Below are 25,131 nucleotides of genomic sequence, written 5' to 3' on the forward strand. Positions count from 1 at the left end.
CCGCACATGCCCACGTCCCGGATTCGCACCGCGTCCCGGATCGCCGCCGCCCTCTCCGCCGCAGCCTGCCTCGCGGCCGGCCTCGCCGCCGCGCCCGCGGCCGCCGACCCCCGCCCCAGGACGCTCGGAGAACTGGCCAAGAAGCACCACAGGTACTTCGGCTCCGCCACCGACAACCCCGAGTTCACCGACGCCGCCTATCTGAAGCTCCTCGGCAGCGAGTTCGGGCAGACCACCCCCGGCAACGCCATGAAGTGGTACGCCACCGAACCCGAGCGCGGCGTCTTCGACTTCACCGCCGCCGACGAGGTCGTCTCCTTCGCCAAGGCCCACCACCAGAAGGTCCGCGGGCACACGCTCGTCTGGCACAGCCAGCTCCCCGCCTGGCTCACCGAGGGCACCTGGACCGCCGACGAGCTGCGCGCCGTCCTCAAGAACCACATCCAGACCGTGGCCCGGCACTACAAGGGCCAGGTGATCCACTGGGACGTCGTCAACGAGGCCTTCAACGAGGACGGCACCTACCGCGAGTCGCTCTTCTACAAGACGCTCGGCCCCGGATACATCGCCGACGCCCTCCGCTGGGCCCACGAGGCCGACCCCCACGCCAAGCTGTACCTCAACGACTACAACGTAGACGGCATCGGCCCCAAGAGCGACGCCTACTACGCCCTGATCAAGCAGCTGAAGGCCGACGGCGTCCCCGTCGAGGGCTTCGGCCTCCAGGGCCATCTGGCGCTCCAGTACGGCTTCCCCGCCGGCGTCCAGGAGAACATCCAGCGCTTCGCCGACCTCGGGGTCGACGTCGCGATCACCGAACTCGACATCCGCATGCCCCTCCCCGCGACCCCGGAGAAGCTCGCCACCCAGGCCACCTGGTACGCGGAGTACGTCAAGGCCTGCCTCGCGGTCGAGAGGTGCGTCGGCGTGACCATCTGGGACTACACCGACAAGTACTCGTGGATCCCCTCCGTCTTCCCCGGTGAGGGCGCGGCCCTGCCCTACGACGAGAACCTGCGGCCCAAGCCGACCTATCGGGCGATCAGGAAGGTGCTGGGCGGATGATCCGTACGGCGATCGTCGGTACGGGCGGGATCGCGGACATCTGCCACGTTCCCGCCCTCCGGGCCCAGGCACACCGGGCACAGATCGTGGCCGCCGTCGACGTGGACGCCCCGCGGGCCGACGCGTTCGCGGCCGAACACGGCATTCCCGAGGTCTACACCGACCTCGGCACGATGCTCGACGAGCAGAGGCCGGACCTGGTGCACCTGTGCACACCTCCGTTCCTCCACGCCGACCAGGCGGTGGCCTGCCTGGAGGCGGGGGCGTGGGTGTGGTGCGAGAAGCCGGTGGCGCTGTCCCTCGCCGAGCTCGACCGGATCCGTGCCGCCGAGGGGAGCGCCCACGCGGGCGCGGTGTTCCAGCACCGGTACGGCACGGGGGCCCGGTACCTGCGCGACCGGATCGCGGCCGGGACATGGGGCCGCCCGCTGGTCGCGCAGTGCGTCACGGCGTGGTACCGCGACGACGCCTACTACGACGTGCCCTGGCGCGGCACCTGGGAGAGCGAGGGCGGGGGCCCGACGCTGGGCCACGGCATCCATCAGATGGACCTGATGCTCGCGGTGCTCGGCGCATGGTCCGAGGTACGCGCGATGACCGGCCGCCTGGAGCGCGACGTCCAGACCGAGGACGTGTCCACGGCCCTGGTCCGGTTCGAGAGCGGTGCCCTCGCCACCGTCGTCAACAGCGTCCTCTCCCCACGCGAGGAGAGCTACCTGCGCTTCGACCTCACCGAGGCCACGGTCGAGCTGCGTCATCTGTACGGCTACTCCAACGCGGACTGGACGTTCACCGCCAGGTCGCCCGCCGTGACATGGGATCCACCGGGCGACGTGCCCAGCTCGCACACCGCCCAGCTCGCGGACTTCCTGGACCTCTACGAGGCGGGGATCCGGCCCGACCTCGGCAGACAGACCATGGAACTGGTGACCGCCCTGTACAAGGCCGCGATCACCGGACTGCCCGTCCGGCGCGGAGAGACCGACGCGGCCGACCCGTTCTACGGCTCGCTCCACGGAGGGCTGCCGGGGGTGTTCCGATGACGTTCGAACTCGTCGAGAACGAGGACTCGTTGATCGTGCGGACTCGCGGCACCGACCTCTTCCGGTACGTGCACCAGCCGGTCATGGACCCCTTCGAGGCACCGAAGCCCTATCTGCACCCGGTGCGCACGCTCGCCGGCGACGTGGTCACCGGCTACCGGCCGCACGACCACCGCTGGCACAAGGGCATCCAGCTCACGGCGTCGTGGGTGTCGGGGCAGAACTTCTGGGGCGGCGGCACCTATCTGCGCGGCCAGGGCTACGTCGACCTGCCGAACCTCGGCACGATGCGCAGCCTCGCCGTATCCGCCGCAACGAGCCACGGCCGCGCCGTGATCAGCGAGGACCTGACCTGGCACACGAGGGCGGGGGAGCACTGGATCGACGAGCGCCGCACGCTGACCGCACGCGACGTCGAGTCCGACTCCTGGACCCTGGAGGTCACCACCGCGCTGACCAACGTCCACGACACCGCCCTGGTGTTCGGCAGCCCGGGCACCCAGGGCAGAGAGCTCGCCGGATACTCCGGCCTCTTCTGGCGCGGCCCGCGCGACTTCACCGGCGGCGACGTGATCGGCCCCGCGATGGGGGAGAAGGGCGACTGGCTGGCCTTCGTCGGCACGCACGACGAGGTCGACCGTTCCTCCACGCTCCTGTTCCTGGACGATCCGGAGGCCCCCTGCCACTGGTTCGTCCGCAGGGAGCCCTTCCCCGCCGTCAACCCTTCCCTGGCGTTCGACGAGGAACTGACGCTGGCCCCGGGCGACACCCTCTCGCGCCACTACCGGATCGTCGTCGCCGACGGCGCGTGGACCCCCGAGCGACTCTCCCGCCACATCGGGGAACACCCGTGGTGACCCCGTTCCCCGGCGGCGTGGGGCTCTCGGGCCTGAGCGTGTACGACGGGGAAGCGGCCGACGGACTGTCCGGAGGCACGCCCCACATGCACCTCGTCTGCTCGGAGGCGTACGTCGTCATCGCCGGCGAGGGCAGCGTCCAGACCCTCACCACCACCGGCTTCGCCGAGACCCCGCTGCACCCCGGCGACGTCGTCTGGTTCACCCCCGGCACGATCCACCGCCTCGTCAACGCCGGCGGCCTGCGCCTCGTGGTCCTCATGCAGAACAGCGGACTCCCCGAGGCGGGCGACGCCGTCTTCACCTTCCCCGCGCCCGTCCTTGCGGACCCCGAGGCCTACCACGCGGCGGCCGCCCTCACCGGTGACCACGCCGCGGCGGCGGCGCGCCGCCGCGACCTGGCCCTCGAAGGCTTCCTGGCCCTGCGGGAAGGCGGGCTGCCGGCGTTCCACAGCGCGGCCCACCGCCTGAAGCGCGAACTCCTGGACGACTGGGAGACCCGCTGGCGTCGCGGCCCTCTGGCCGCGGCCCGCACGACCGGCCGCCAGCTGGAACGGCTGAGGGCCGGAGACCTCACCCACCTCGGCCACGGCGCGGTGTCGCGCCTCGAACGCCCCGAGCGCCCGCGCTTCGGCATGTGCGGCCTCCTCCACCCCTACTCCCTCCCGGCCGGACCCCCTGGCGGTCCGTCGGGATCACCCCACCTCCGACCCCCGAAGGAACTCTCCTGATGCGCTTCCGCCACCCACCCCTGGTCCTGAGCCTGGTCCTCGCGGTCCTGTCGTCCCTGCTGCTCGGGGCCACTCTCCTCAGCGCCCAGCCGGCCGCCGCGGCGACCGTCGACACCAACGCCTGGTACGTGCTGGTCAACCGCAACAGCGGCAAGGCCCTCGACGTCTACAACCTGTCGACCAGCGACGGCGCCCGCATCACCCAGTGGGCCAGGAACGACCAGAACCAGCAGCAGTGGCAGTTCGTCGACTCCGGCGGCGGCTACTACCGAGTCAAGTCCCGCCATTCCGGCAAGGTGCTCGACGTCCAGGGCGCGTCCACCGCCAACGGCGCCGCGATCGTCCAGTGGTCCGACGCGAACGGCACCGACCAGCAGTGGAGGCTCGCCGACAGCCCCGACGGATACGTGCGGCTCATCGCGCGCCACAGCAACAAGGCCCTCGAAGTGCAGGGCGCTTCCACGGCCGACGGCGCGAACATCGTCCAGTACGACGACTGGGGCGGCGCCAACCAGCAGTGGCAGCTCGTCAAGGTCGGCGCAGGCACCCCCGGTACGTGTGCCCTTCCGTCGACGTACCGCTGGACCTCGACGGGCGCGCTCGCGCAGCCCAAGGCGGGCTGGGCCTCACTGAAGGACTTCACCATCGCCCCGTACAACGGCAAGAACCTCGTCTACGCGACGACGCACGGCGCCGCGGGAACGGGAGCGGGCTGGGGCTCGATGAACTTCACCCCGTTCACCGACTGGTCGGAGATGGCCTCGGCCGGTCAGAACACGATGTCGAGTTCCGTCGTCGCACCCACGCTCTTCTTCTTCGCGCCGAAGAACATCTGGGTGCTGGCCTACCAGTGGGGCAGGACCGCCTTCTCGTACCGGACCTCGACCGACCCCACCAACCCGAACGGCTGGTCGGCGGAGCAGGAGCTCTTCTCCGGCAGCATCGCCGGTTCCGGTACGGGCCCCATCGACCAGACGCTCATCGGTGACGGCACGAACATGTACCTCTTCTTCGCCGGTGACAACGGCAAGATCTACCGGGCGAGCATGCCGATCGGGAACTTCCCGGGCACTTTCGGCACGACCTCGACCGTCGTCATGAGCGACACGACGAACAACCTCTTCGAAGCCCCGCAGGTCTACAAGCTCCAGGGGCAGGACCGCTACCTCATGATCGTCGAAGCGATCGGCTCCCAGGGCCGGTACTTCCGCTCGTTCACCGCCACCAGCCTGAACGGCACCTGGACGCCCCAGGCCGCGACCGAGAGCAACCCCTTCGCCGGCAAGGCCAACAGCGGCGCCACCTGGACCAACGACATCAGCCACGGCGAACTGATCCGCGCCACCAACGACCAGACCATGACCGTCGACCCGTGCAGCCTGCGCTTCCTCTACCAGGGACGCGATCCCAGCTCCGGAGGTGACTACGGCCAGTGGCCCTACCGTCCGGGTCTGCTGACACTGAAGCGCTGACGGTGTGACAGCGGCCCGGCCCCGACCGGGGAACCGGTCGGAGCCGGGCCGCGGGACCGGCGTCCAGGCTGTTGCCCCATCCGGGTCGGCCGCCTTCGGCAGGGCGATGCGGAGCGGCCCCGGGAGCCGTGGACCGAGCGGGGGACATGCCGTCGTCGGCTCGTGGGGCGCGGTGTTCGAAGCGGTAGCGTGCACTCCGGTGGTACAGGCGGCCGCGCCGTCGCAACGGAAGGATCCGATCCTGAACGCCCAGCTCGCGGAGACGCTGTCCGCGGCCCTGCTCGTCCTCGTGCTGGTCTGCGCGGTCATCCGCCCCTTCGGGTGGCCGGAGGCGGTCGTGGCCGTCCCGGCCGCGGCACTGGTGATCACCACCGGGGCGGTCTCCTTCGACGACGCGCTGGCCGAGGCGGAACGGCTCGGGCCGGTGATCGGCTTTCTGGCGGCCGTACTGGTGCTGGCTCAGCTCTGCGACGACGAAGGTCTCTTCCAGGCGTGCGGGGCGTGGATGGCGCGGACGGCGGCCGGCCGGCCACGTCGTCTGCTGACCCAGGTGTTCCTTGCCGCGTCGTTGATCACGGCGGTGCTCAGCCTGGACGCCACGGTGGTGCTGCTCACCCCGGTGGTGTTCGCCACCGCCGCCCGCATCGGAGCCCGCCCCAAACCGCACGTCTACGCCTGCACCCACCTGTCGAACACGGCCTCCTTGCTGCTGCCCGTCTCCAACCTCACCAATCTGCTCGCGTTCGCGGCCAGCGGGCTCAGCTTCACCCGGTTCGCCGCCCTGATGGCCCTGCCGTGGATGGTGGCGATCGGCGTCGAGTACCTGGTCTTCCGGCGTTTCTTCGCCACCGACCTGGACGCCGGAGCACAGGCCCCCACCGCCGTCGAACCGCCGTCGCTGCCCCTGTTCGCCCTGGTGACCGTGGCGTGCACGCTGGTCGGCTTCGTGCTGACCTCGGCCATCGGCGTCGACCCGGCGTGGGCCGCCCTGGGGGGAGCGCTGGCCCTCGCCGTCCGGGCCCTCATCCGGCGCCGCACCACTCCTCGGGCGCTGGTCCGCGCCGCCTCCGTGCCCTTCCTCGCCTTCGTGCTGGCCCTCGGGATCGTGGTCCTGGCCGTGGTGGACAACGGTCTCGACGAAGCCCTGGGACACCTGATCCCGGACGGCACCGGCCTGCCGGAACTGCTCGCCCTCGCCGCACTGGCCGCCGTCCTCGCGAACGTCATCAACAACCTGCCCGCGGTCCTGGTACTCCTGCCGCTGACCGCCCCGCTGGGACCCGGCGCCGTCCTCGCCGTCCTGCTCGGGGTCAACCTCGGCCCCAACCTCACCTACGCCGGCTCCCTGGCCACTCTGCTGTGGCGGCGCATCGTCCACGCCCACGACAGCGAGGTGGAGCTCAAGGAGTTCACCCGGCTCGGCGCGTACACGGTACCCACGACCCTGGCCGCCGCCGTCCTGGCACTGTGGCTCTCACTGACCGTCATCGGAGGAGGCTGACCCATGGCCGTGGTCGTCTGGATCGTCGAGGGCACCTGGCGCGCCTGTGTGGACGCCGCCCGCACGCACACCCCGGCGGACACCGGCATCGTCCTCCTGCACGTCACCCCCGCCGATGTCCCGGGCGCGGCACACGGCGCCTTCGCCGGACTCCTCGGCCGCGGCCACCCCTTGGGGAACCGCCCGGCCGAAGGCTGGGGGAGAGACCCCGGCACGCGCCTGGAACACCTCGCCGCCGCCTCCGCGCAGCAGCTGCTCCAGGACGCCGCCGACCGTCTGGGCCGCCCCTGCACCCGTACCGAGCGCACCGGCCGCGTCGAGCGAGAGGTCGTCGCCGCGGCCGAGGGAGGCGACCTGCTGATCCTTGCCCGTGACGGCGACCGGACCCACCTCGGACCGCACAGCCTCGGCCCTGCCGCACGCTTCGTCGTCGACCACGCGCCCTGCCCGGTCCTGCTCGTGTGGCCCGAGCCCCCGCCGGGGCTCCCGACCATGGCGCCGCCGCCACCTGACCACACCACCTGACGGGCGGCGAAGACCCGCACGCCCCAACGGGGGAAGACCGTTCTCCGGTGCGGACCGCGCAGCGTCCGCGACCCTGCTCATGGCTCGTGGATTCGTTTCGCGGGAAACAAGAGCGTCCGGATTTCCGACCGGACCGACTGAGACAGCCGGCGCCCGGTGCGGCACCGGACCCGTGAGCCGTGCCTCCCCGTGTCCTCGACGCCATCGTCCCGCCTTCCCGTCACCCCTTCGACCGCAGGAGACCTCATGCCGCTCACCGACTTCGCGTCCGACGAACTCACCGGGTACCGCCCGGAGCTGTCCGCACCGAAGGACTTCGACACGTTCTGGCGGGACACCCTCGCCGAAGCCAGGTCCTACGGCGGGACCGTCAAGTCCGAACGCGTCACGTCCGCGCACCTGCTCCACACCGTGGACGTCGACGACGTGCGATTCCCCGGCTGGAACGGTGAACCGGTGGCCGCCTGGCTGCTGCGCCCGCGCGGCGTGGACGGACCGCTGCCGGTCGTCGTCACGTACATCGGCTACAGCCTCGGCCGCGGTCTGCCCACCGACCACCTGTTCTGGTCCGCCGCCGGCTACGCCCAGCTCGTCGTCGACAGCAGGGGCCAGGGCCACGACACCCCGGACCGGACGGCGGGCGGCGGCACGCAGTGGGTCGGGGGATTCATGACCCGCGGCATAGATTCCCCCGAGAACTACTACTACCGGCGACTGATCACCGACTGCGTGCGCGCCGTGGACGCCGTCACAGAACTGCCCGGCCTCGATCCCCGCAGGATCGTGGTGGCCGGAGGCAGCCAGGGCGGTGGCCTGGCCCTCGCCGTCGTCGGCCTCGCCGGGGACCGAGTGGCGGCGGCCCTGCCGGACGTCCCGTTCCTGTGCCACTTCCGCCGGGCCGTACAGATCACCGGGGAGGGACCGTACCCCGAGATCGCCGAGTACCTGCGCCGGCACAGCCGCGACCGCGTGGAGCCGACCTTCGCCACCCTCGACTACTTCGACGGTGTCCACTTCGCCCGACGCGCCACCGCACCGGCGCTGTTCAGCGTCGGCCTGATGGACCCCGTCTGCCCGCCCTCGACGGTCTACGCCGCCTTCAACCACTACCGGGGCCAGGACCGCACCATGACCGTCTGGCCCTTCGGGGACCACGACGGCGGCGGCGGCTCCAACCCGCCGGTCCAGCTCTCCTGGCTGCGCGAGCGCGGCCTCGCGCCGGAGATCTGACCGGCGGCGGACCACAGGTCCTCGACGCACTCCGGCGCCGCCCGGCCGGAGGCCGGCGTCCCGTCCACGGCTTCCTGGAGGCGCTGCCGCTCGCCGGCCCGGGCCTCTTCGGGGATCAGGCCGGGTACGCGATCGAGCCCAGCGGAGGGCAAGGAGCGAGGAGGCTCGATCCGGCACTGGGGCGTTCGACGAAGGCCCGGGCCTGGGCGGCCCGCTGGCGCCGGGTGTCCGACGCGTCGGCGTGCCAGGCGTCGAGCCTGGCCCTGGGGTGGTCCCAGGAGCCGTCGATGAGATCGAGGCTGGTGTTGCCGGAACTGCGCTGGAACTCCGCCTTGAGGGCCGCCCGCTGGAGCCCGGTCTGGAGCGCGGCGAGGTCGACGCGGGTGGCCAGGACGCCTTGGGTGTGCGGCTCGCGAGTGGGCAGCGGGGCCTGTGGAAGGGGGGACACCCCGGTGTCGAGGCGGCCGACGTTGTCGACCGTCGCGTCCTGCGCGTCCCTGACCGCGGTCCGCATCTCCCGGTGCAGCCAGAACAGTTCGTCGAGGTCGTCCTCGGTGATGCGCATGCGCTGGTAGAGGGCCCGGAAGCGGGGATCCCGGTGCAGCGGGAGCGCGGGGCCGGCGTGCAGCGCCACGCAGTCGTTGTAGCCGGCCGCCACCGCGGCTTCGAGGTGGGAGACCGCCCGGTCCGCCTGCCCGCCCACGAGGGCGAGGCCACTGAGGTTCGCGTGGGCGCCGGCGGCGATCCACGCCCCGTCGGGTCCGAGAGCCATGCCCCGCGCCGCGACGTCGTGGAGGCCGGGGGCGATGTCGACGGCCCCGTCGGACAGGTGCGTCACGAGCAGCTCGTGAAGGCGGGCGATCAGCGAGTGGACGGTGTCGGCCATGGATCTCCTCGGTCCTGGACGGTGACGAGCGAAAACGGCCGCCACGTCGGTGCAGGAGCGGCCCGTCGAGAGATGACGGGTGGACGGGAGGAACGGTTCCTTCCAGGACCGGAGCCCGTCCCGATCCTGAGGGGCGGGCTTCCCTGCCACCGCTCAGCCGGCCGCCCACCACTTCGCCGCCGCCCTGGTCCTGCCGTACCGGGCCTTCCACACCGCCGCGGAGGAGACGGAGGGGGCGCTGGAGGGTGCCAGCGCGACCTGTGGACCGCCCGCACCGTCCCCCGGCACACGGGAGACTGGGGCGAACCCGGCAAGACCTTCGCCATCGGTGAGTGTTCAGACGTCCGGAGAACTCCAGCCGTAGACGAAGCGCAGCACGGCTGTCGCCTCGCGGGCATGGTCGAGTGCCTGCTCCGGCGAGTCGCCGACGGCGAGGACCCGGCCGGAGCGGTCGAAGTTGTTCCGGACGACGGGTTGCGGACTGCCCGGTTCCTTCAGAAGCGTGACGCCCCGCACATGGGGGAGGCCACGGACCCGCTCGACGCCCTCGACCTTGAGGAGGGTGTGCGCCGGGGAGCCGGAAGGCGCCGCGTACCAGGCTGCGGCGCTGCGCTCGTGGGTGACTTCGTCGGGCAGCAGCACACTGATGTCCTCGCCGATGCTCTGCCGTGCGACCAGGTCGTACATGTCCACCCCTGTGGAGAGGTGGACGAGGTCCATGATCGCGTCGCCGCCGATCCGGTTGTGCATCTCGATGATCCGCGGGCCGTGTTCGGTCAGCATGACCTCGGTGTGCGAGGGGCAGTCGTGGAAGCCGAACGCGTCGAGGACACGGGTGACGTACGCCGTCACGGCTGCGTGCTCGTCGGTGGTGAGGGGGGCGGGGATCACGTGGCCCCGCGACACGAAGGTCACCGGGTCGGTGAACTTGCGGGTGACCGCGATGATGCGGTGGCGGCCGCCCGTCGACAGCGCCTCGACGCTGAACTCGTCGCCGTCCAGGAACTCCTCGACCACCACCCCCCTGTCGATGTGATGGGGGCCGACCCGGCGCAGTGCCGCCTCGATGTCCCGCGCCGCGTCGATGCGGGACACCCCCAGGCTCCCTTCGGTGTCCACGGGCTTCACGATGCAGGGCAGGCCGATCTCCTCGACGGCGTCGAGGACGGCCCGGCGGCCGCGTGCGAGGACGAAGCGGCAGCTGGGGATCGCGTGTTCGTCGAGGATCCGCCTCATCCGCGACTTGTCCACGACCCGGTGGAACAGCTCGACGTCGACCGCGGTGGGGATGCCCAGCCGCTCGCTGACGGCCCGCACGAGGGGATAGGTGTGCTCGTTGTAGGCGGCCACGGCGTCGAAGGGGTATCGGCGGTGCAGGACCTCGGCCGTCTCGGCCCACAGGTCCGCGCCGGCCTCGTCGTCGAGGATCACCACGTGGGAGTACGGGCCGACCGGGTCCTCGCGCCGGACCCGGCCGCGGGGAACGAAGAGCACCATCTCGTGCCCCTGGTCGCGCAGCCGGTCGTGGCACACCCTGTTGGTGCCGATGACGAGAACGCGCATGGTCCCTCCAGGACGTCGTGCTTCCGGGGTGCTCACGGCCGCCCTGCCGCGCCGGTGCCTTCGGCGAGCGGCGCGGAGTCGACCCGGACGAGGTCCCGTGCCGCCTCGGCCTTGGCCACGGCGTCCTTCGTGCTGTCGCCGGTGCAGAGCACGTATCCCTGCCGCGAGTCGGAGGAGAGGAGAGGGCCGAGGTCCTGGCCGGGGCGCAGCGTGCACACCGCCCGGACGACGCCGGGTGCCGTCCGGGCTTCGGTGAGGCCGTCGACGTGCCGGATGCGGACGTTCTCCTGGGAGAGGAAACGAATGGCGGCCGCGGGGGCGCGGGGTACGCGCGGCGGGTCGGGAAGGCCGAGCAGGGCGCACATGGTCTCGCTGATCTGGTCGACTCCGCTGACGGTTTCGCACATCTCCCAGATCTGGTCGCCGCCGACGCGGGTCTGGGCCTCGATCAGGCGGGGGCCGTGCGGGGTGAGGCGCAGTTCGCTGTGGACCGGACCGGTCTTCTGGCCGATGAGTTCGAGGAACTCCAGGATGAACTTCTCGATCGCCTCCAGGTCGCCGGCGCCGAGGCGGGCGGGTACCTGGTGGCCGAGTTCCACGAAGCCCGGGAAGCCGGTGGTCAGCTTCTCGGTGACCATGACGACCTCGTGGGCGCCGTGCCGGGAGACCGACTCCACGCTGTACTCGGGCCCGGACAGGAACTCCTCGGCGAGCACCGGTTCCGGGCCGGCCACGGCCGAGGTCCAGGCCCATCGTTCCGCGAGCAGGTGGCCGGACTCGACGACGTAGACGCCTTCGCTGAGGCCCCCCGAGGGGGGCTTGAGGACGAGGGGCTGTCCGTCGAGCTCGGCCAGGAAGTCGGCCGCGTCCGCTTCGGTGGCGCACACCCGGTGCCGCACCGGGCTCAGCCCGTGCCGGTCGAGCAGAGCGCGGGTCCTGGTCTTGTCACGGGTGGCGAGGACGGCGGCCAGGTTCTCCCCGGGAACACCGAGGTCCAGCGCGACCCGGGACGCGGGCTCCAGGCCGTACTCGGTGAAGGAGAGCACCGCGTCGAAGGGGTCCTCCCGGTGCCAGTCCCGGACCACGGGAAGGAGCGAGTCGAGATCGCGGTAGTCGAGGACGGCGTACCGCGCGGCCGCCGAAGCCTGTTCCTCGCTCGCCCGCTCGGGGCTCTGGACCATCGAATGCCGCAGGCCCAGCGCCGCCGCCTTGGGGATCTCGTGGCCCCGGCCACCGACCAGCATGATGTGCTGCTGCCTCATGGGCTCTTTGTACCTCACTGACGCAGGCGGGACAGGTCGATGTCCATCCGGTCGGCGAGCGCCCTTGCCCTGGCGACGACGACGTCGAACAGCTCCGAGTGGGTCACGCGCAGCTCGTCCGGATTGAGGGCGAGCGCGAGGAGTTCGCCGATGCGCTGGCGGACGTGGGCACGGAGGTTGGCCTCGTCCAGGCACTTGCGGCCGAGTCCGATGGAGTCGCTGAGGAGCTCGATGCGGTGGAACCAGAGCGCGGGCAGGTACAGCACATCGCCGGGGCGCAGGACGAAACGCATCAGCCGGGTGTCGGGGGCGGCACACAGCGCGTCCAGGGCGGGCTCGCCGCCGGGTCCGGGCAGGAGCTCGGCGCCCGGCCCCATGACGTGCCAGAGCTTCTCACCGACGATCTGTGCGTGCATGACGTCGACGGAGTACGCGTCCTGGTGCAGGCGTGTGATGCCGCCCCGCTGGCCGATCCACAGCTGGTGGTTGGTCGACGCGGCCTCGCCGTAGAGGTCCCGGCGGAAGTCGTACCGGGCGATGTCCAGTTCGGGCATGTCCGCCGCGAGGTGGGGAGCGGTGGTCTGGTAGTACCACTCCTGCAGGTAGAGGGGGGCCGCGCCGCTGCCGGCGTTCTCCTCCAGGAGGTCGACGAACGCTCCGAAGGTGGTCCTGCGCGCCGCGGCGCTGCTGTAGCTGTCGACCACGACCGGGACGTCCGCGCACCGCTCGGCGAGGTTCCGGAACGACCAGTCGCGGACCGAGGGCCAGTCGGCGGCGTACCCCTCCAGCACGACGGGACGGCCACGGAAGCGGTACTCCCGCTCGAACTCCTCCCGTGTCAGGTCGCTGCGGCGTTCCAGTTCCGGGGCGGACGCGAGGAGATCCGCGAGAGGGCCGGAGTGGAACGCGGACTCGACCGTCTTGAGGGCGTCGATGTCGCGTCGTTTGAGCAGGTTCCGCTCGTTCTGCACGGCCATGACGATGAGCCTCCTGAAGTACGGGAGCGGGTGGGGAGACGGACGGGTCGAGGGCCCGGGTGGCCCGGGCAGGACAGGGTCGTCAGGCGGCGAGCAGCCGCAGCACGGCCCGGACGGTCCGCTCCCGCTCGGGCACCCGCTCGGGCAGCCAGCGGTGCACGAAGTGGTCGCAGCCCTCGAACCACACGACCTCCGCGGACCGGGCGCGGCGGGCGTTGTCGAGGTACCCCTCGATGACCTCGGGTGCGCACACCTGGTCCTGCCGGGCACCGAAGATCAGGAGATCGCCGTCGAATTCCCGCAGGGCGGCGTACGCGGGGGAGTCGGGGTGGTTGGCCGGGCGCACCAGGCTGCCGTCGAAGGGCAGATCGACGGCGTGCGCGGGGTAGGCCGCCGGGCAGAACAGCACCAGGGCGCGCGGGCGCAGCTCCCGCACGGTCCACGCGGCGAGGTGGGCGCCCAGGCTGGTGCCGACGACCACGGGCCGCCTTTCGTCGCCGAGCCAGGCGGCCGCGGCGAGTGTCTCGGCACGGCGGCGGCGCAGGGTGGAGCGGGTGAGATCGCCGCTGCTGTCGCCGTTGCCGGAGAAGTCGAAGGTGAGCGAGCCGTGTCCGTGGCACGCCCACGCGTCGAGCAGGTAGCGCGCCCGGTGCCGGGTCGCGGTCGTGCCCAGACCGTGCAGGGTCAGGATCTCCGGATCCGCCCCGTCCGCCCCGGTGGTCCGCGTCGCCGCCAGCCGTTCTCCAGCGGCTTCGAAGAAGAACTCCTGCCGCACAGTCCACTTCCCTTCTCGCCGGATGCGGTCATCGGGACCGGGTGCCGGAATCAGCCGTCCATGTCGGCCGCGCCGGTGGCTCCGGCCGCCAGGCCGGCTCCCCTGGCCTCGAAGCGCTCCTTGCGCACGGTGGGCCAGGCGTCGCGCAGGATGCTGTAGTAGACGACGTCCCGGCGGCGCCCGCCCGGCATGACGTTGAAGCTGCGCAGGACGCCCTCCTCGTGCGCCCCGATGCCGGCCAGTCCCGCGCGTGCTCCGTTGTTGAGGACGTCGGTCTTGAACTCGACCCGCTCACAGCCCAACTCGTCGAACGCGTGGTCGAGGAGTGCGAGTTTGACGGCTCGGTTGACACCGGTCCGGCGAGCCCCCGCGGACAGCCAGGACCATCCGATCTCCAGCCGGCGGTCGGCAGGAAGGAGATTGCCGTAAGCGGTGCTGCCGACGATCCGTCCGTCGGACCTGTCGATGACGGCGAACACGATGCGGTTACCCGTCAGCGTGTCCTTGATCGCGGTCTCGACGAACGCATGGAGATCGTCAGCCGTCTCGATGCGCTGGACGAAGTAGCGCCAGATCTCCGGCTCGTACACGATCTGCGAGAACGCCTCGACGTCGGTGACGCGGACACGCCGCAGCGCCACCCGCTCATTGCCCAGTTCGAGGTCGGCCAGCCTGTCCCAGCTCACTGTTCCTGTCCCTCCGCTTCCCGCACCACCACCGGTGCACCCCCGATCGTGCCGTCGTTGTAGACGCGGTGCTGGTCGTAGACCCGCTCCAGGTCCCGGGCGTAGCGCGCGCCGATCCGTGCTCGCACCAGTTTGTACTGGGCGTTCAGAAGGCCGTTGTCGATGGAGAACGGCTCCTCCGCGACGACGGCCGCGTAGACGCGCTGCTCGTAACGGAGCTCATCGTTCAGTTTGGCCAGGCCTCGGGCGAGCTCCTCCTGATGCCTCCGCCTCCCACCGGTCCGGTCCACACTGCCGGACGAGGCGGCGGGAGAGATCACCACGGTGAGGTAGGGCCGCCCGTCGCCGAACACCGCGCAGTCGTGCACCCCGGGGAGTTCCCTGACACGTTCCTCCACGAGGGGGACCAGGACGTTGAGCGCGCCGCTCAGCGTGACGATGTCGTCGACACGGCCGTCGATGTAGAGGAAGCCGTCCTCGTCGACGTGGCCGACGTCGTAGGTCCTGACCTCACCGGTGGGCAGGAACACCTTCTCGCTCGTACCGGGTGCGCACCAGGTGTAGCGGGTGTTGACGGGGGCACTGCTGCCGACGATGAGGACTCCGTCCTCGTCGAAGCGGATCCGCTTGTGCGGCAGGACCTGTCCGACGCTGCCCAGCCGGAACGCCCCGGGATGGTTCTTGGAGACGATGCACGTCTCGTTGAGCCCGTACCCCTCGTACAGGGGAACCCCGGCATCGTTGAAGAACCGCAGCACCTGTCGTCCGGCGGGCGCGGAACCGGTCCACAGGTAGCGCACGCGACCGCCCAGCGCCCGCTGGATCGCCGCCCCCCGGTCCGCCGGACCGGCGGGGATCCCGTCGGCCTCGAGCCGGGCCCTCAGCTGCTCGTAGAAGCCGGGCACGCCCATGACGACGGTGGGAGAGACCGCCCGCGCCGTCGTCTCGGCGGTGGCCCGGTCGGCCAGGGTGACGTCGTGGCCGTGGACGAGGGCGGAGTAGAACCAGTAGCGCTGCTGCAGGAACCTGACGGGCAGGAAGACGAGCAGGTTGTCGCCGTCGCCGTGAGCGAACATCTCCTGGACGGCGGCCAGCGACTGGTTGACGCTGGCGACGGTGACCTCGATGCCCTTGGGCGGGCCGGTGCTCCCGGAGGTCTGTTTGACCGCGCAGATGTCGGCGGGGTCGTAGCCGGGGTGGGGAGGGGGGCCGGAGGAGCCCGAGGTCGCTCCAGAGGAGCCGAAGGCCCACTCGCGGACCTGCGCGATGCCTCGCACGGCACCAGAATCCGGGTCGCTGTCCCCGGGTAGGGGGTCGCCGGTGAAGAGCAGGGCGAGACCGAACTCGGCGAGCACGGCCGCCGGCTCGTACCGGTCCGGCTCGATGCCCGCGGTCACCGCACCCAGCTTGAGCACGGCCAGATCGAGCAGTACCCACTCGATCCGGTTCGGCGCCATGATGCCGACGCGGTCACGGGGACGGATCCCCAGCGTGTGCAGCCGGGCCGCCACACGCAGGGCCGCGGCGTCGAATTCGGCCAGGCTCAGAGAACGGACCTCGTCGCCGTCACGGTAGTGGAGACGATGACGGGTGTCCTGGCAGCTGCCGCGGGCGATGGTGCCGATGACGTCCACGGGTGGGGGAGTGGTCTGGGCGGGACCTGGACTCTGCTCGCTCATCTACGGGTTGTCCTCCTCGAACGGGGCCGTGCCATCGGGCCGTGCCGTCGGACCGGCGGCGAATTTCAGCCGGGAACGGAAAGCGCCCCGGCCGCGAGGACGTACCCGTCCAGCCGCTCCCAGCCCCGTGACGCGTACCAGTCGCGGTCGAAGCCGCTCAGCGGGCGTACAGGAAGGCTGCCGTGCTGGACGCCGTCCGCGAGGGTGCGCCACAACTCGTCCACGAGGGAGCAGTGGCGCACGGCTTCGCGCAGCTCCCGAAGGGTGTAGGCCGGGCCTTCCATGCGCACGAGCCGGATGTCGTAGCAGCCGCGGAAGCCGTGCCCGAAGACGGTGAAGGGAGGGTGCCACACCTGGGCGCCGGGCGCCCGTATGGTGAAGCGCACCCGCGAGGCGGCGTGGCCGCCGTGGTGGTGCTCGGCGTGTTCGGCGATGTCGGGGATCTGGGGAGGGAAGAAGTAATGCCGCGTCTCGGGAATGTGCTCGCGGTCGAATTCCCCGGGAGCGAAGTGCCAGCGGTTGTACATCATGCGCTGGGCCGCCCGCCAGAGGACGGACGCGGTGTCGTCACCGACGTCGGCCATCCGCGTGGGGTGAGGCAGACAGCAGCAGACGAAGTCCTTCTTCCCGAGTTCCAGCACACCCTCGGCACCACCCGGACGCGCGCCGCGCAGCCTCGTCAGATCGCGGACCGCGCTGCTCATGCCGTAGTCGGACTCGGTGGAGCAGACGGCGGAGAGCACGATGGCGGCGAGGAGTTCACCGACGGCGCCGTGCCCGGCCCGGTGTCCCGCGCCTGCCGGCACCTCGACGTCCTCGCCGGACCGGGCGTCGAGGAGGACGGCGGCGGCCGCCAGGGCGCGCAGGTCGTCCCGTGCCCGGCCCGTCGGCTCGATGCCCAGGCTTTCGCTGCCGTGGCGGGCGACCAGCTCGGGAAGGCCGTCCGGGTCGCGGGGGTGCGGAAAATCCGCCAGGTACTCGTTCTTGACGAAGGTCAGGCCGTTGATGCGCCGGTAGCGCATCAGCGGCGAGTACCGATCGACCTCTTCCTGGAGAGCCCGGACCTCCTCCGCCAGCTCCAACAGCCCGATGCCGTGAAGATCACGCGACGGACGCCCGACAGCCGCGGAGTAGTTCGCGTGCCGATCGAGGAAGTACTGCCGCAGCCGGGTCGCCGAGAGCTGCCGTCCGTTGAATTCCTCGAACCGGACAGAGCGGCCGCTGCTGAACAGGCAGTACGCGAGGACCACGAATAACCGGTCCGCCGCGCCCCAGCTGTCCACCGGGCGAAGCCGAAGATTCGACAGGCGACTTTCTCGTGTGAGGGTATTGCTGCCCGCATCGGACTTCGAGAAGACCTCGCGGCCCACGAAGATGTACACCGTCTCGACCCGCTCGACCCAATCCGCGAGCCGGTCCAGGCGGCTGCCGATCTCCCCCTTGGCTTCCCACTCCCGGAGAAGAGCGTCGACCTCGTGGAGTTCGGCGGCCTCCCGCGCTTCGACGGACCGGGCCTCCTCCTCGGCCAGCTCCAGCACTTCCGGCGGCACCCGTAACCAGGCGAGCGGTTCGGAGGGCGATTTCGGCAGCTCACCGGGCTTCCAGAACGACACGCTGAAGAGGGCCGAACGGGTGACCGTGACGAGGTCGGCGCTCGCGGCCGGGTCCGTCACGACCTCGAAGTCCGGCCGGCCGAGAACGTGCTCGACAAGCAGCTCTTCCCAGGCCGTCAGTCGTTGGCAGGCGAGATGAAAAGAAACCCTTCCCCCGCTGGTGAGTTCACTCAGTAACCAACCCGAGGCTTCCTGTGCACGTAAGACGGCAGTGTCCGACCCGGACGAAAGCATAAGATCCCCGTCGTTCGGCAATGAAACGCGTCAACCAATGTGATGGAACGTGCTGTCTGGCCTGACGGAACATCAGCCATCGTGACGAGGTAATGCTTTGCCGTACACAACAAATCCAGCCGTTCATGCCACAAGAGGGTGCCTTTCAGCCTCAACCACGCCCCGACCTTTCCTCGTCCACGCCTGCGCCGGCATCGATGCTGCCTCTGGCATAGGACAGAAGGGCGTGAACCGGGATCCGAGGCGGAGGTGCGCATCCCGCCTCACGGCACCTCCGCGTGGAGGAGGGGATCACTCGCGGCCGGGGATCCGATGGTCACGCCACGGCCGCTGGTTCGTGCGAGTGATGTAACAAAAACGGGTTGCAGGTGACCCCTTCCTCCCTCGCGGCAATGATTCCTCTGTCGCTTGCATGTCGGCCGACAACGGTTCGGCCACGGGGGAAGAAGAATACGCATGAACTCACAGACGATCAGAGCTGGTTCGCCGCGTCGAGGCCTGCGCGGCGCCGTACTGGGCGCGACCGCGATCGTGGCGCTGCTGACGACCACGGCCTGCCAGTCCTCCGGCGGTGACGACAAGGCCGCGGCCCCGACGGCCACGGCTCCCTCGGGCTCCGCGTCCGGCGCAGGGAAGACCCCGGAAACCACCGCGCCCACGGGGGACTCGGGGACGGGCAGCAGCAGTCCGACGCATGCGGGGACCGGGGACAGCGGCGAGACGGGCGGCGGCAACGGCACGAAGTACGCGGACTGCGAGGCCGCTGGGCTCGGCACCGCGGTCGAGCTCCAGGACCAGCCCGGGGAGTCCCCCCGTCACTTCCTGCTGACCGTCACCAACAAGTCGAAGACGCCGTGCGTCCTCAACGACGCGCCGCAGGTCCGGCTTACGGCCGGCAACGACGCCCCGATCGTTCGACCGCTGGGGGAGCCCGACACCGAGCCCGTCGTCGTCGAGGGAGGCGGCAAGGCGTACGCCGGCCTCTACGTCTTCGGAAACGACGAGGGTGGTGAGGCGGAGTACGACCAGTCCGATCGCTTCACCGCGACCCTGGTCGCCGGCGAGGGCACCGAACTCAGCGGCACACTCGTCTTCGACCTGCCCGACGGCCTCGACACCGTCTCCGTCGACGACGCGGCCCGGGTCAACGGCTGGGCCGGCACCGAGGGCCTCGCGATGCGCCCGATCAACCAGCTCTGAGAGTGCCGCGTCGTCTCTCCTCCATGAAGGTCACGGTGCGGCATCTGCGCCTGGCTGTCGGGGCCGAAGGCCGTGCGGCGCGCAAGCCGGGGTGAGGTGCCCGCGGCCTGGCCCCGCACTGGTCCGGAAGGGCCGGTCAGGAGTGGACACCGGTGGGACGAACTGTCGGGAGGGAGGTCAGATCCAGCCGCGGCGTGCCGCGACGACACCGGCCTGGAAGCGGTTCACCGCGCCCAGAAGTTCGTGGAGGCGACTCATGCGCCGACGCATGGTGCGGACCGACCAACCGAGCTGGCGGGCTATGGCCTCGTCCTTGAGGCCGCTCACCAGCAGGATGAGCACCTGACGATCCTCCTCGTCGAGCGGGTCCTCGGCGGGGGCGTCGAGCGGCAGCGCCTGTTTCCAGCACAGCTCCCAGTAGTCGGTGAGGGCGTCCAGCAGGCTGGACGGCCGGATGACCGCCGCGCGCACGCCGTCGAGGTCCAGGGAGAGCGGCATCAGCGCCAGCCGACGGTCGGCGATGGCCAGTTTGATCCGCAGTCCCGGCATCACCCGGGCCTGCTCGCCGCGGCGTACGAGTCCGCGGATGTCCTCGAGCACGCCCGGCCACTCCAGCGCCTCGGGGGCGTAGACCGCGCGGTAGCGTACGCCTCGCCCCAGGGCGGTGCTCTCCACCGGGTTGGAGGTCGTCAGCGCGTACGGTGGCCGGTCCAGCGTCATGACGTCCTCGCGCGCCTCCTGCTGGAGGCGGACGAACCAGCGGCCGAGCGCCTCGCGACCGGTGGCGATCTCCACTTCCTCCTCTCCCGCCGTGCCGGCCTGCGCCGCCGCGAAGAGGCGGGACAGCTCGTCCGTCGCCGAACGGACCCGGTCCAACTCCGCCGTCCTGTTGCGGATCAGGGACTCGACCGCGGCTCCCGGCTCGATCGCCGCGTACCGGCGGCGGGCCCCGGCGAGCCGGCCGACCAGACCGTGGTCGTGCAGCCGGTCCAGCGCCCTGGCGGCACGGAGCGGGGAACAGCCGAGGTCGGAGGCGAGCTCGGCCGGGGCCGCCGTACGTCGGGTCAACACGGCCCGGTAGACGCTCTCGTCGAACGGATCGATGCCTGCCGCGGTGAGCTCGTTCGTCATATGCGGATCCTGGCCCACTTGTGCCAGGTGCAGCAATGGGCCATCAAGATCCGTTGTACGGAGAGTGACTTCGGCGCTAGGACTTCTCCCCATGGCCAAGAACCCACGAAGAAGCCGACGTCTGGTGGCCGCGACGGTCACCACCGTCGCGCTGGCCGGGACGCTCACCGCGACACCCGGCACCGCGACCGCGGAGTCATCCGACCCGAACCAGCGGGTCATCGTCGAGCTGTCCGGAGAGGCCGCCGTGGCAGCAGCCCCCGGCGGCTCGCTCACCTCCCTGACCGCCGGCACCACCTCCGCCGTCGGCGACGCCCGACGGGCCCTGGCGGCGCGGCAGGACGCCTTCGTCAGGACGGCGCGGCAGGCAGGGCTGCACCCGGCCGCACCCCGCCGACTCGGTCTGCTCGTCAACGCCGTGGCGATGACGGTGCCCGCCTCCGAGAGCGCGCGGCTGGCCGCGCTGCCGGGCGTCGTCGCCGTCCGGCCCGACACCCGGATACAGGTGCGCACGGACATCAGCGTCCCGCTGACCGGCGCACCCGAGGTCTGGAAGCGCGAGGACCCGGCCGGGGTGAAGGCCACCGGCAAGGGCACCGTCGTGGCGGTCCTGGACAGCGGCGTGGACTACGGCCACCCCGACCTGGGCGGCGGCTTCGGCGAAGGCCACAAGGTCGTCGGCGGCTTCGACTTCGCCAACGGCGACGACGACCCGATGGACGACAACGGCCACGGCACCCACGTCGCGGGCATCATCGCGGGCAAGGCGGCCAAGCGGGGAGGCGTCACCGGCATGGCGCCCGACGCCCGCCTGCTCGCCTACAAGGTCACCGGCGCCGACGGCAGCGGCTACACCTCCGACATCATCGCCGGCATCGAGGCCGCGGCCGATCCCAGCAACCCCCACCGGGCCGACGTCATCAACATGAGCCTCGGCGGCCCCGGTGACGGCACCGACCCGCTGGGCCGCGCGGCGACCGCCGCCGTACGGGCCGGAGTGGTCGTCGTCGCGGCGGCGGGCAACGCCGGACCCGGCAGCGGCACCGTCAGCACGCCGGCGGCGGCCGACGGCGTGATCGCGGTCGGCGCCTCCACCAGCGGGCTGCGGATCCCCAGCGCGTACCTGGCCGGTGCGAAACCCGAGCTGATCCAGACGTACCGAGGCATCCTGTCCGCGAATCCGCCCCGGGAACCGGTCACCGCGCCGCTCGTGGACGTCGGCGCGGGCACCGCCGAGGACTGGAAGCGGGTCGGAGACGTCCGGGGCAAGATCCTGCGGGCCGACATGCTCGTCGCCCCCAGTACGGACGTACTGAGCCAGAGCGACATCGACTGGGCGCGCGAAGCCGAGAAGCGCGGCGCGCTCGCCGTGCTCGGAGGCCTCCCGGTCCACGACGGACCCGTGCTCGCCGCCACCCCGGGAACGGTCGGGGCCCGGGAGACCCCCGCCCGCCCCGACCTCACCCGCAGCGCCGCCTCCGGCGACTCGTTGCGCATGGACCGCCTGGTCGTCATGGGCATCGACACGACCCAGTACGCCCAGTTGAGCCGTGAACTGGCCGCCGGAAAGGTGTCCGTCACCCTGCGCGGCACCGACTCCACCGACGAGATCGCCTCGTTCTCGTCGCGCGGCCCCGGCACCGGCTTCGGACTCAAACCCGACCTGGTCGCACCCGGCGTGGAGATCCGCTCCTCGATCCCCACCTCGATGTACGAACCCGGTGTCTACCGCATGTCGGGCACCTCGATGGCGAGCCCGCACGTCGCCGGAGCCGCCGCCCTACTGCGCCAACTGCGCCCCGACCAGGACCCCGACGGGATCAGGTCCGCACTGGTCGGCACCGCGAAGGAACTCGCCGGCACCGGCCCCACCGTCCAGGGCAACGGACGGCTCGACGTGGCCGCCGCGGCGTCGGCCACCCTCGACGCCTTCCCGACGAGCCTGTCGTTCGGCCTCGCGGACCTGGCGGGCCGGACCGTCGGCGGTACCGCGAAGGTGCGCCTGGCCAACCCCGGCAAGAAGCCGCTGGCCGTCACCCTCAGCAGCACCGGGCCCACCACCGTGTCTCCGACGCGGGTGACCGTCCCCGCCGGGGGGTCGGCAACCATCGAGGTCACCCTGCGCGCGGACCGCCCGGCCACCGACACGGAGATCAGCGGCCGGATCACGGCCACACCCGCGCGAGGCCCGGCCCTCCGGGTGCCCTACCTGCTCGTCGTCCGGCACCTGGTCGTCCAGGCGTCCCCCGACCCGAGCGACGGCCGCTCCACCGTGCACATCGCCGCCCCGGCCGCCCTGAACGCGCCGCCGGAGATCAGGGTCACGCCGCCGCACGGCAAGGTCTTCACCCTGCCCACCACCATGAACGGCGCCGGCTACTACCAGGCCGACGTGACCGGGAAGGCGGCCGGCGCCTACCGGTTGGCCGTGCGGGCCACGACCACCGACGGCCGGCGGATCACCGGCACCGGAGCCTTCGAGGTCACCCCCGCAGTCAGCCGTGGCGACCGCTGGGAGCCCATCGGCCCGAACAGCGAGGCCGGTCACCTCGCGCTCTCGCCCGCCCGGCCGAAGCAGGCCGTCATCACCCAGTTCCGGAAGGCCGCCCCCTGGCTGACCACCGACGGCGGTGCCCACTGGCGCCAGGTGGGCAGGCTGCCGATCGCCGACGGCAACGGCACCGGAGCGGTCGTGGTCGACGCCCGCCGCCCCGATCGCTGGTGGTACGCCGTGAACACGGCCGCCGACCCCACCCGCCGCGGCACGATCCTGCGCACCGACGACAACGGCCGCACCTGGCGCAAGCTCGACGTTCCCGACGCGCACATCGACGAGTTCGTCGCGGACGAGCAGACCCGTACCCTCGCCGCGATCGTCGACGGCACCCTGCTGGTCAGCACGGACGCGGGCGACAGCTGGGCGACGTACCCCACCGGCGTGACCGGTGACGTCCGCGACGCGACCCTCGTCGGCGACACCCTGTACCTGGCGACCTTCGACGGCGTCTGGCGGATCGACGGCGTCGGCAAGGGCGACCCCGGTACGGCGCACCTCCTCCTCGACGAGCCCGTGAACACCGTCCGCGGCCTGGCGGCCGACTCCACCGTGGTGGCGGCCTACGTCCCCGGTACGGGCGTCCGCGGCTCCTACGACAAGGGCCGCACCTGGTCCACCGTGCTGCCCCTGGCGGAGGGCGGCAACGGACTGTCCGCCTCCGGCGGCGACCTGTACGTGCGCGCGCTGTTCGGTGCCGGACAGGTGAGCCACGACCACGGCAGGACCTGGAAGCCGGTGTCCGCCCCCTCGAAGGCCGCCATCGCAATGGACTACGACCGCTGGGCCGACGGGTCGGTGACCGTGTCCAGCGAACAGGACGGCCTGTACCGCGGCTCGGCCGACGGCACCGGATACCGGAGGATCGGCGTCCAGGGCCTGACCACCTTCGCGCTCGCGGCCTCCGGCGACCAGCTGCTCGCCGGAACCGTGAGCGGCACCTACCGCACCGCGATCCCCGTCGCCGGCCCCGAGTGGGGGCGGAGCGGAGCGGAGGGCATGACCGGTCGTCTCACCTCGCACATCGCCGTCTCGCCGAAGGACACCAAGGTGGTGTGGCAGGTTCGGCGCACCGCGACCGGCCTGTTCGAGGTCTCCCGCAGTGGTGACGCCGGCCGGACCTGGCGGGTGAAGGGCACGTCGTCGGAGATCCCGACCTCGATCCTGGTGCACCCGGCCGACCCGGACCGGGTGACGATCAGCTTCAGGAGCATCTTCGGCCACGGGCTGTTCTCGACGTCCGACGGCGGCCGGACGTGGAAGAACCTCTTCCACGAGAGGTCCTTCGACGCCATGGCCGGTGACCCGCGCGACCCGCGGCGCCTCTGGCTCGGCAACGCCTCGGGCCTCTACCGTTCGGACGACGGCGGCGTCACCAAGACCAAGGTCGCCGAGGGCCCCGTCTCCGCGATCGTGGTGGACGGCCGACGCCTGGTCGTCGGCGGTTCGTCCGTCCGGGTCAGCACGGATGACGGCAGGACCTTCCGCACCGCCGACACCGGACCGCTCGCGGTCCACGTCTCGGACCTGCTGCGGGTGAACGGAGCGCTCTACGCGGCCACCACCCGCTCGACGGAGTCCGGACTCGTCCAGGGCGGCCGGGGCGTACTGCGCAGCACCGACAACGGCCTCACCTGGGAGAACATCTCGAGCGGTCTGCAGAACACCGACACCACCAAGCTGACCGCCGCCCCGGACGGCCGCACGCTCTACGTCGGCACGGTCGACGGCGGGGTGCACCGCCTGAAGCTGCGCCGCTGACCCACCTCGCACGACGCGTGTGACCGCATGACCTGCGCGAGCGTCGACCCGTCCCAGAACTCCCGGGCCCGGTCGACGCTCGTGCGCGTGGCACGGGCACCACAGGCTCCCTTGAACCGAGGAGCAGCGCGACACCACCGACCGTCGGCGGCAGGACCATGGGCAGCAGGACGAGTGAGCGGACGAACGCCTTCGGCGCCTACGCCCTTCGAGGCGGGAGGTTGACCCCTGCGAGGCTGCGGCGGGTCTTCTCCACTGCTCGCTCGACCGGGCGATCGCGCGCCCGACCGCCCAGTACGCGCCACCACTACGGGGCGTGAATGGCCAAAACGCACGAGGACCGCGCCCTTTGCGGGTGCCGTCGCGGTCCCCCTGGCGCCTCGCGG

19 protein-coding genes are annotated in these 25,131 nt (G+C 71.4%); 10 read left to right on the forward strand and 9 right to left on the reverse strand.

The window, feature by feature from the left end; all coding sequences use genetic code 11:
• Positions 1 to 6: 6 nt before the first annotated feature.
• The 8 genes from ACN9MM_RS36505 to ACN9MM_RS36540 all read left to right on the forward strand — a co-directional run bounded on the left by ACN9MM_RS36505 (position 7) and on the right by ACN9MM_RS36540 (position 8,424).
• Positions 7 to 1,065, forward strand: a complete 1,059-nt coding sequence (locus ACN9MM_RS36505; protein ID WP_426368061.1) for an endo-1,4-beta-xylanase — start codon at positions 7 to 9, stop codon at positions 1,063 to 1,065.
• Positions 1,062 to 2,108: a Gfo/Idh/MocA family protein gene (locus tag ACN9MM_RS36510; protein ID WP_426368062.1), complete on the forward strand. Its 1,047-nt coding sequence runs from the start codon at positions 1,062 to 1,064 to the stop codon at positions 2,106 to 2,108. The genes ACN9MM_RS36505 and ACN9MM_RS36510 overlap by 4 nt, the downstream gene beginning before the upstream one ends.
• Positions 2,105 to 2,965, forward strand: a complete 861-nt coding sequence (locus ACN9MM_RS36515; protein ID WP_426368064.1) for a PmoA family protein — start codon at positions 2,105 to 2,107, stop codon at positions 2,963 to 2,965. Before ACN9MM_RS36510 ends, ACN9MM_RS36515 begins: the two co-directional genes overlap by 4 nt.
• Positions 2,962 to 3,696: a cupin domain-containing protein gene (locus ACN9MM_RS36520; RefSeq protein WP_426368924.1), complete on the forward strand. Its 735-nt coding sequence runs from the start codon at positions 2,962 to 2,964 to the stop codon at positions 3,694 to 3,696. The genes ACN9MM_RS36515 and ACN9MM_RS36520 overlap by 4 nt, the downstream gene beginning before the upstream one ends.
• Positions 3,696 to 5,168 (forward strand): non-reducing end alpha-L-arabinofuranosidase family hydrolase, encoded by a 1,473-nt coding sequence (locus ACN9MM_RS36525; protein ID WP_426368065.1) that lies wholly within the window; start codon positions 3,696 to 3,698, stop codon positions 5,166 to 5,168. Before ACN9MM_RS36520 ends, ACN9MM_RS36525 begins: the two co-directional genes overlap by 1 nt.
• 199 nt (positions 5,169 to 5,367) lie before the next feature.
• On the forward strand, positions 5,368 to 6,669 hold the full coding sequence (locus tag ACN9MM_RS36530) for an SLC13 family permease (RefSeq protein WP_426368066.1): 1,302 nt from the start codon (positions 5,368 to 5,370) through the stop codon (positions 6,667 to 6,669).
• A 3-nt stretch (positions 6,670 to 6,672) separates the two neighbouring features.
• Positions 6,673 to 7,194: a universal stress protein gene (locus tag ACN9MM_RS36535; protein WP_426368067.1), complete on the forward strand. Its 522-nt coding sequence runs from the start codon at positions 6,673 to 6,675 to the stop codon at positions 7,192 to 7,194.
• Positions 7,195 to 7,440: 246 nt separating this feature from the next.
• Positions 7,441 to 8,424 carry an acetylxylan esterase gene (locus tag ACN9MM_RS36540; protein ID WP_426368068.1) on the forward strand — a complete coding sequence of 328 codons (984 nt, stop codon included), beginning with the start codon at positions 7,441 to 7,443 and terminating at the stop codon, positions 8,422 to 8,424.
• A gap of 115 nt (positions 8,425 to 8,539) precedes the next feature.
• Here the strand turns inward: ACN9MM_RS36540 and ACN9MM_RS36545 are convergent, their stop codons facing one another.
• The 8 genes from ACN9MM_RS36545 to ACN9MM_RS36580 form a co-directional block, all read right to left on the reverse strand.
• Positions 8,540 to 9,310: a hypothetical protein gene (locus ACN9MM_RS36545; RefSeq protein WP_426368070.1), complete on the reverse strand. Its 771-nt coding sequence runs from the start codon at positions 9,308 to 9,310 to the stop codon at positions 8,540 to 8,542.
• Positions 9,311 to 9,646: 336 nt separating this feature from the next.
• Positions 9,647 to 10,873, reverse strand: a complete 1,227-nt coding sequence (locus tag ACN9MM_RS36550; protein WP_426368071.1) for an ATP-grasp domain-containing protein — start codon at positions 10,871 to 10,873, stop codon at positions 9,647 to 9,649.
• A gap of 32 nt (positions 10,874 to 10,905) precedes the next feature.
• The gene (locus ACN9MM_RS36555; RefSeq protein WP_426368073.1) at positions 10,906 to 12,135 is read right to left on the reverse strand and encodes an ATP-grasp domain-containing protein; all 1,230 of its coding nucleotides are present in this window, start codon (positions 12,133 to 12,135) and stop codon (positions 10,906 to 10,908) included.
• A 14-nt stretch (positions 12,136 to 12,149) separates the two neighbouring features.
• Positions 12,150 to 13,112: a cupin-like domain-containing protein gene (locus tag ACN9MM_RS36560; protein WP_426368074.1), complete on the reverse strand. Its 963-nt coding sequence runs from the start codon at positions 13,110 to 13,112 to the stop codon at positions 12,150 to 12,152.
• A gap of 82 nt (positions 13,113 to 13,194) precedes the next feature.
• Positions 13,195 to 13,887, reverse strand: coding sequence for an alpha/beta hydrolase (locus ACN9MM_RS36565; protein ID WP_426368075.1), 693 nt, complete (start codon positions 13,885 to 13,887; stop codon positions 13,195 to 13,197).
• A gap of 50 nt (positions 13,888 to 13,937) precedes the next feature.
• Positions 13,938 to 14,573, reverse strand: a complete 636-nt coding sequence (locus ACN9MM_RS36570) for a GNAT family N-acetyltransferase (RefSeq protein ID WP_426368076.1) — start codon at positions 14,571 to 14,573, stop codon at positions 13,938 to 13,940.
• Positions 14,570 to 16,252 carry an AMP-binding protein gene (locus tag ACN9MM_RS36575; protein ID WP_426368077.1) on the reverse strand — a complete coding sequence of 561 codons (1,683 nt, stop codon included), beginning with the start codon at positions 16,250 to 16,252 and terminating at the stop codon, positions 14,570 to 14,572. Before ACN9MM_RS36575 ends, ACN9MM_RS36570 begins: the two co-directional genes overlap by 4 nt.
• A 65-nt stretch (positions 16,253 to 16,317) precedes the next feature.
• Positions 16,318 to 18,099: a hypothetical protein gene (locus ACN9MM_RS36580; RefSeq protein WP_426368078.1), complete on the reverse strand. Its 1,782-nt coding sequence runs from the start codon at positions 18,097 to 18,099 to the stop codon at positions 16,318 to 16,320.
• A gap of 456 nt (positions 18,100 to 18,555) precedes the next feature.
• Between ACN9MM_RS36580 and ACN9MM_RS36585 the strand changes: the two genes are divergently transcribed.
• Positions 18,556 to 19,299 (forward strand): DUF4232 domain-containing protein, encoded by a 744-nt coding sequence (locus tag ACN9MM_RS36585; protein WP_426368079.1) that lies wholly within the window; start codon positions 18,556 to 18,558, stop codon positions 19,297 to 19,299.
• 177 nt (positions 19,300 to 19,476) lie between these two features.
• On the opposite strand, the gene ACN9MM_RS36590 is transcribed toward ACN9MM_RS36585, so the two are convergent.
• Positions 19,477 to 20,430 carry a helix-turn-helix transcriptional regulator gene (locus tag ACN9MM_RS36590; protein WP_426368080.1) on the reverse strand — a complete coding sequence of 318 codons (954 nt, stop codon included), beginning with the start codon at positions 20,428 to 20,430 and terminating at the stop codon, positions 19,477 to 19,479.
• A gap of 124 nt (positions 20,431 to 20,554) precedes the next feature.
• Here ACN9MM_RS36590 and ACN9MM_RS36595 point away from each other — a divergent pair, with 124 nt between their 5' ends.
• Positions 20,555 to 24,745 (forward strand): S8 family serine peptidase, encoded by a 4,191-nt coding sequence (locus ACN9MM_RS36595; RefSeq protein WP_426368081.1) that lies wholly within the window; start codon positions 20,555 to 20,557, stop codon positions 24,743 to 24,745.
• The last annotated feature ends 386 nt before the right edge of the window (positions 24,746 to 25,131 follow it).

The sequence above is a fragment of the Streptomyces sp. E-08 genome (assembly GCF_049913095.1).
GTDB lineage: Bacteria > Actinomycetota > Actinomycetes > Streptomycetales > Streptomycetaceae > Streptomyces.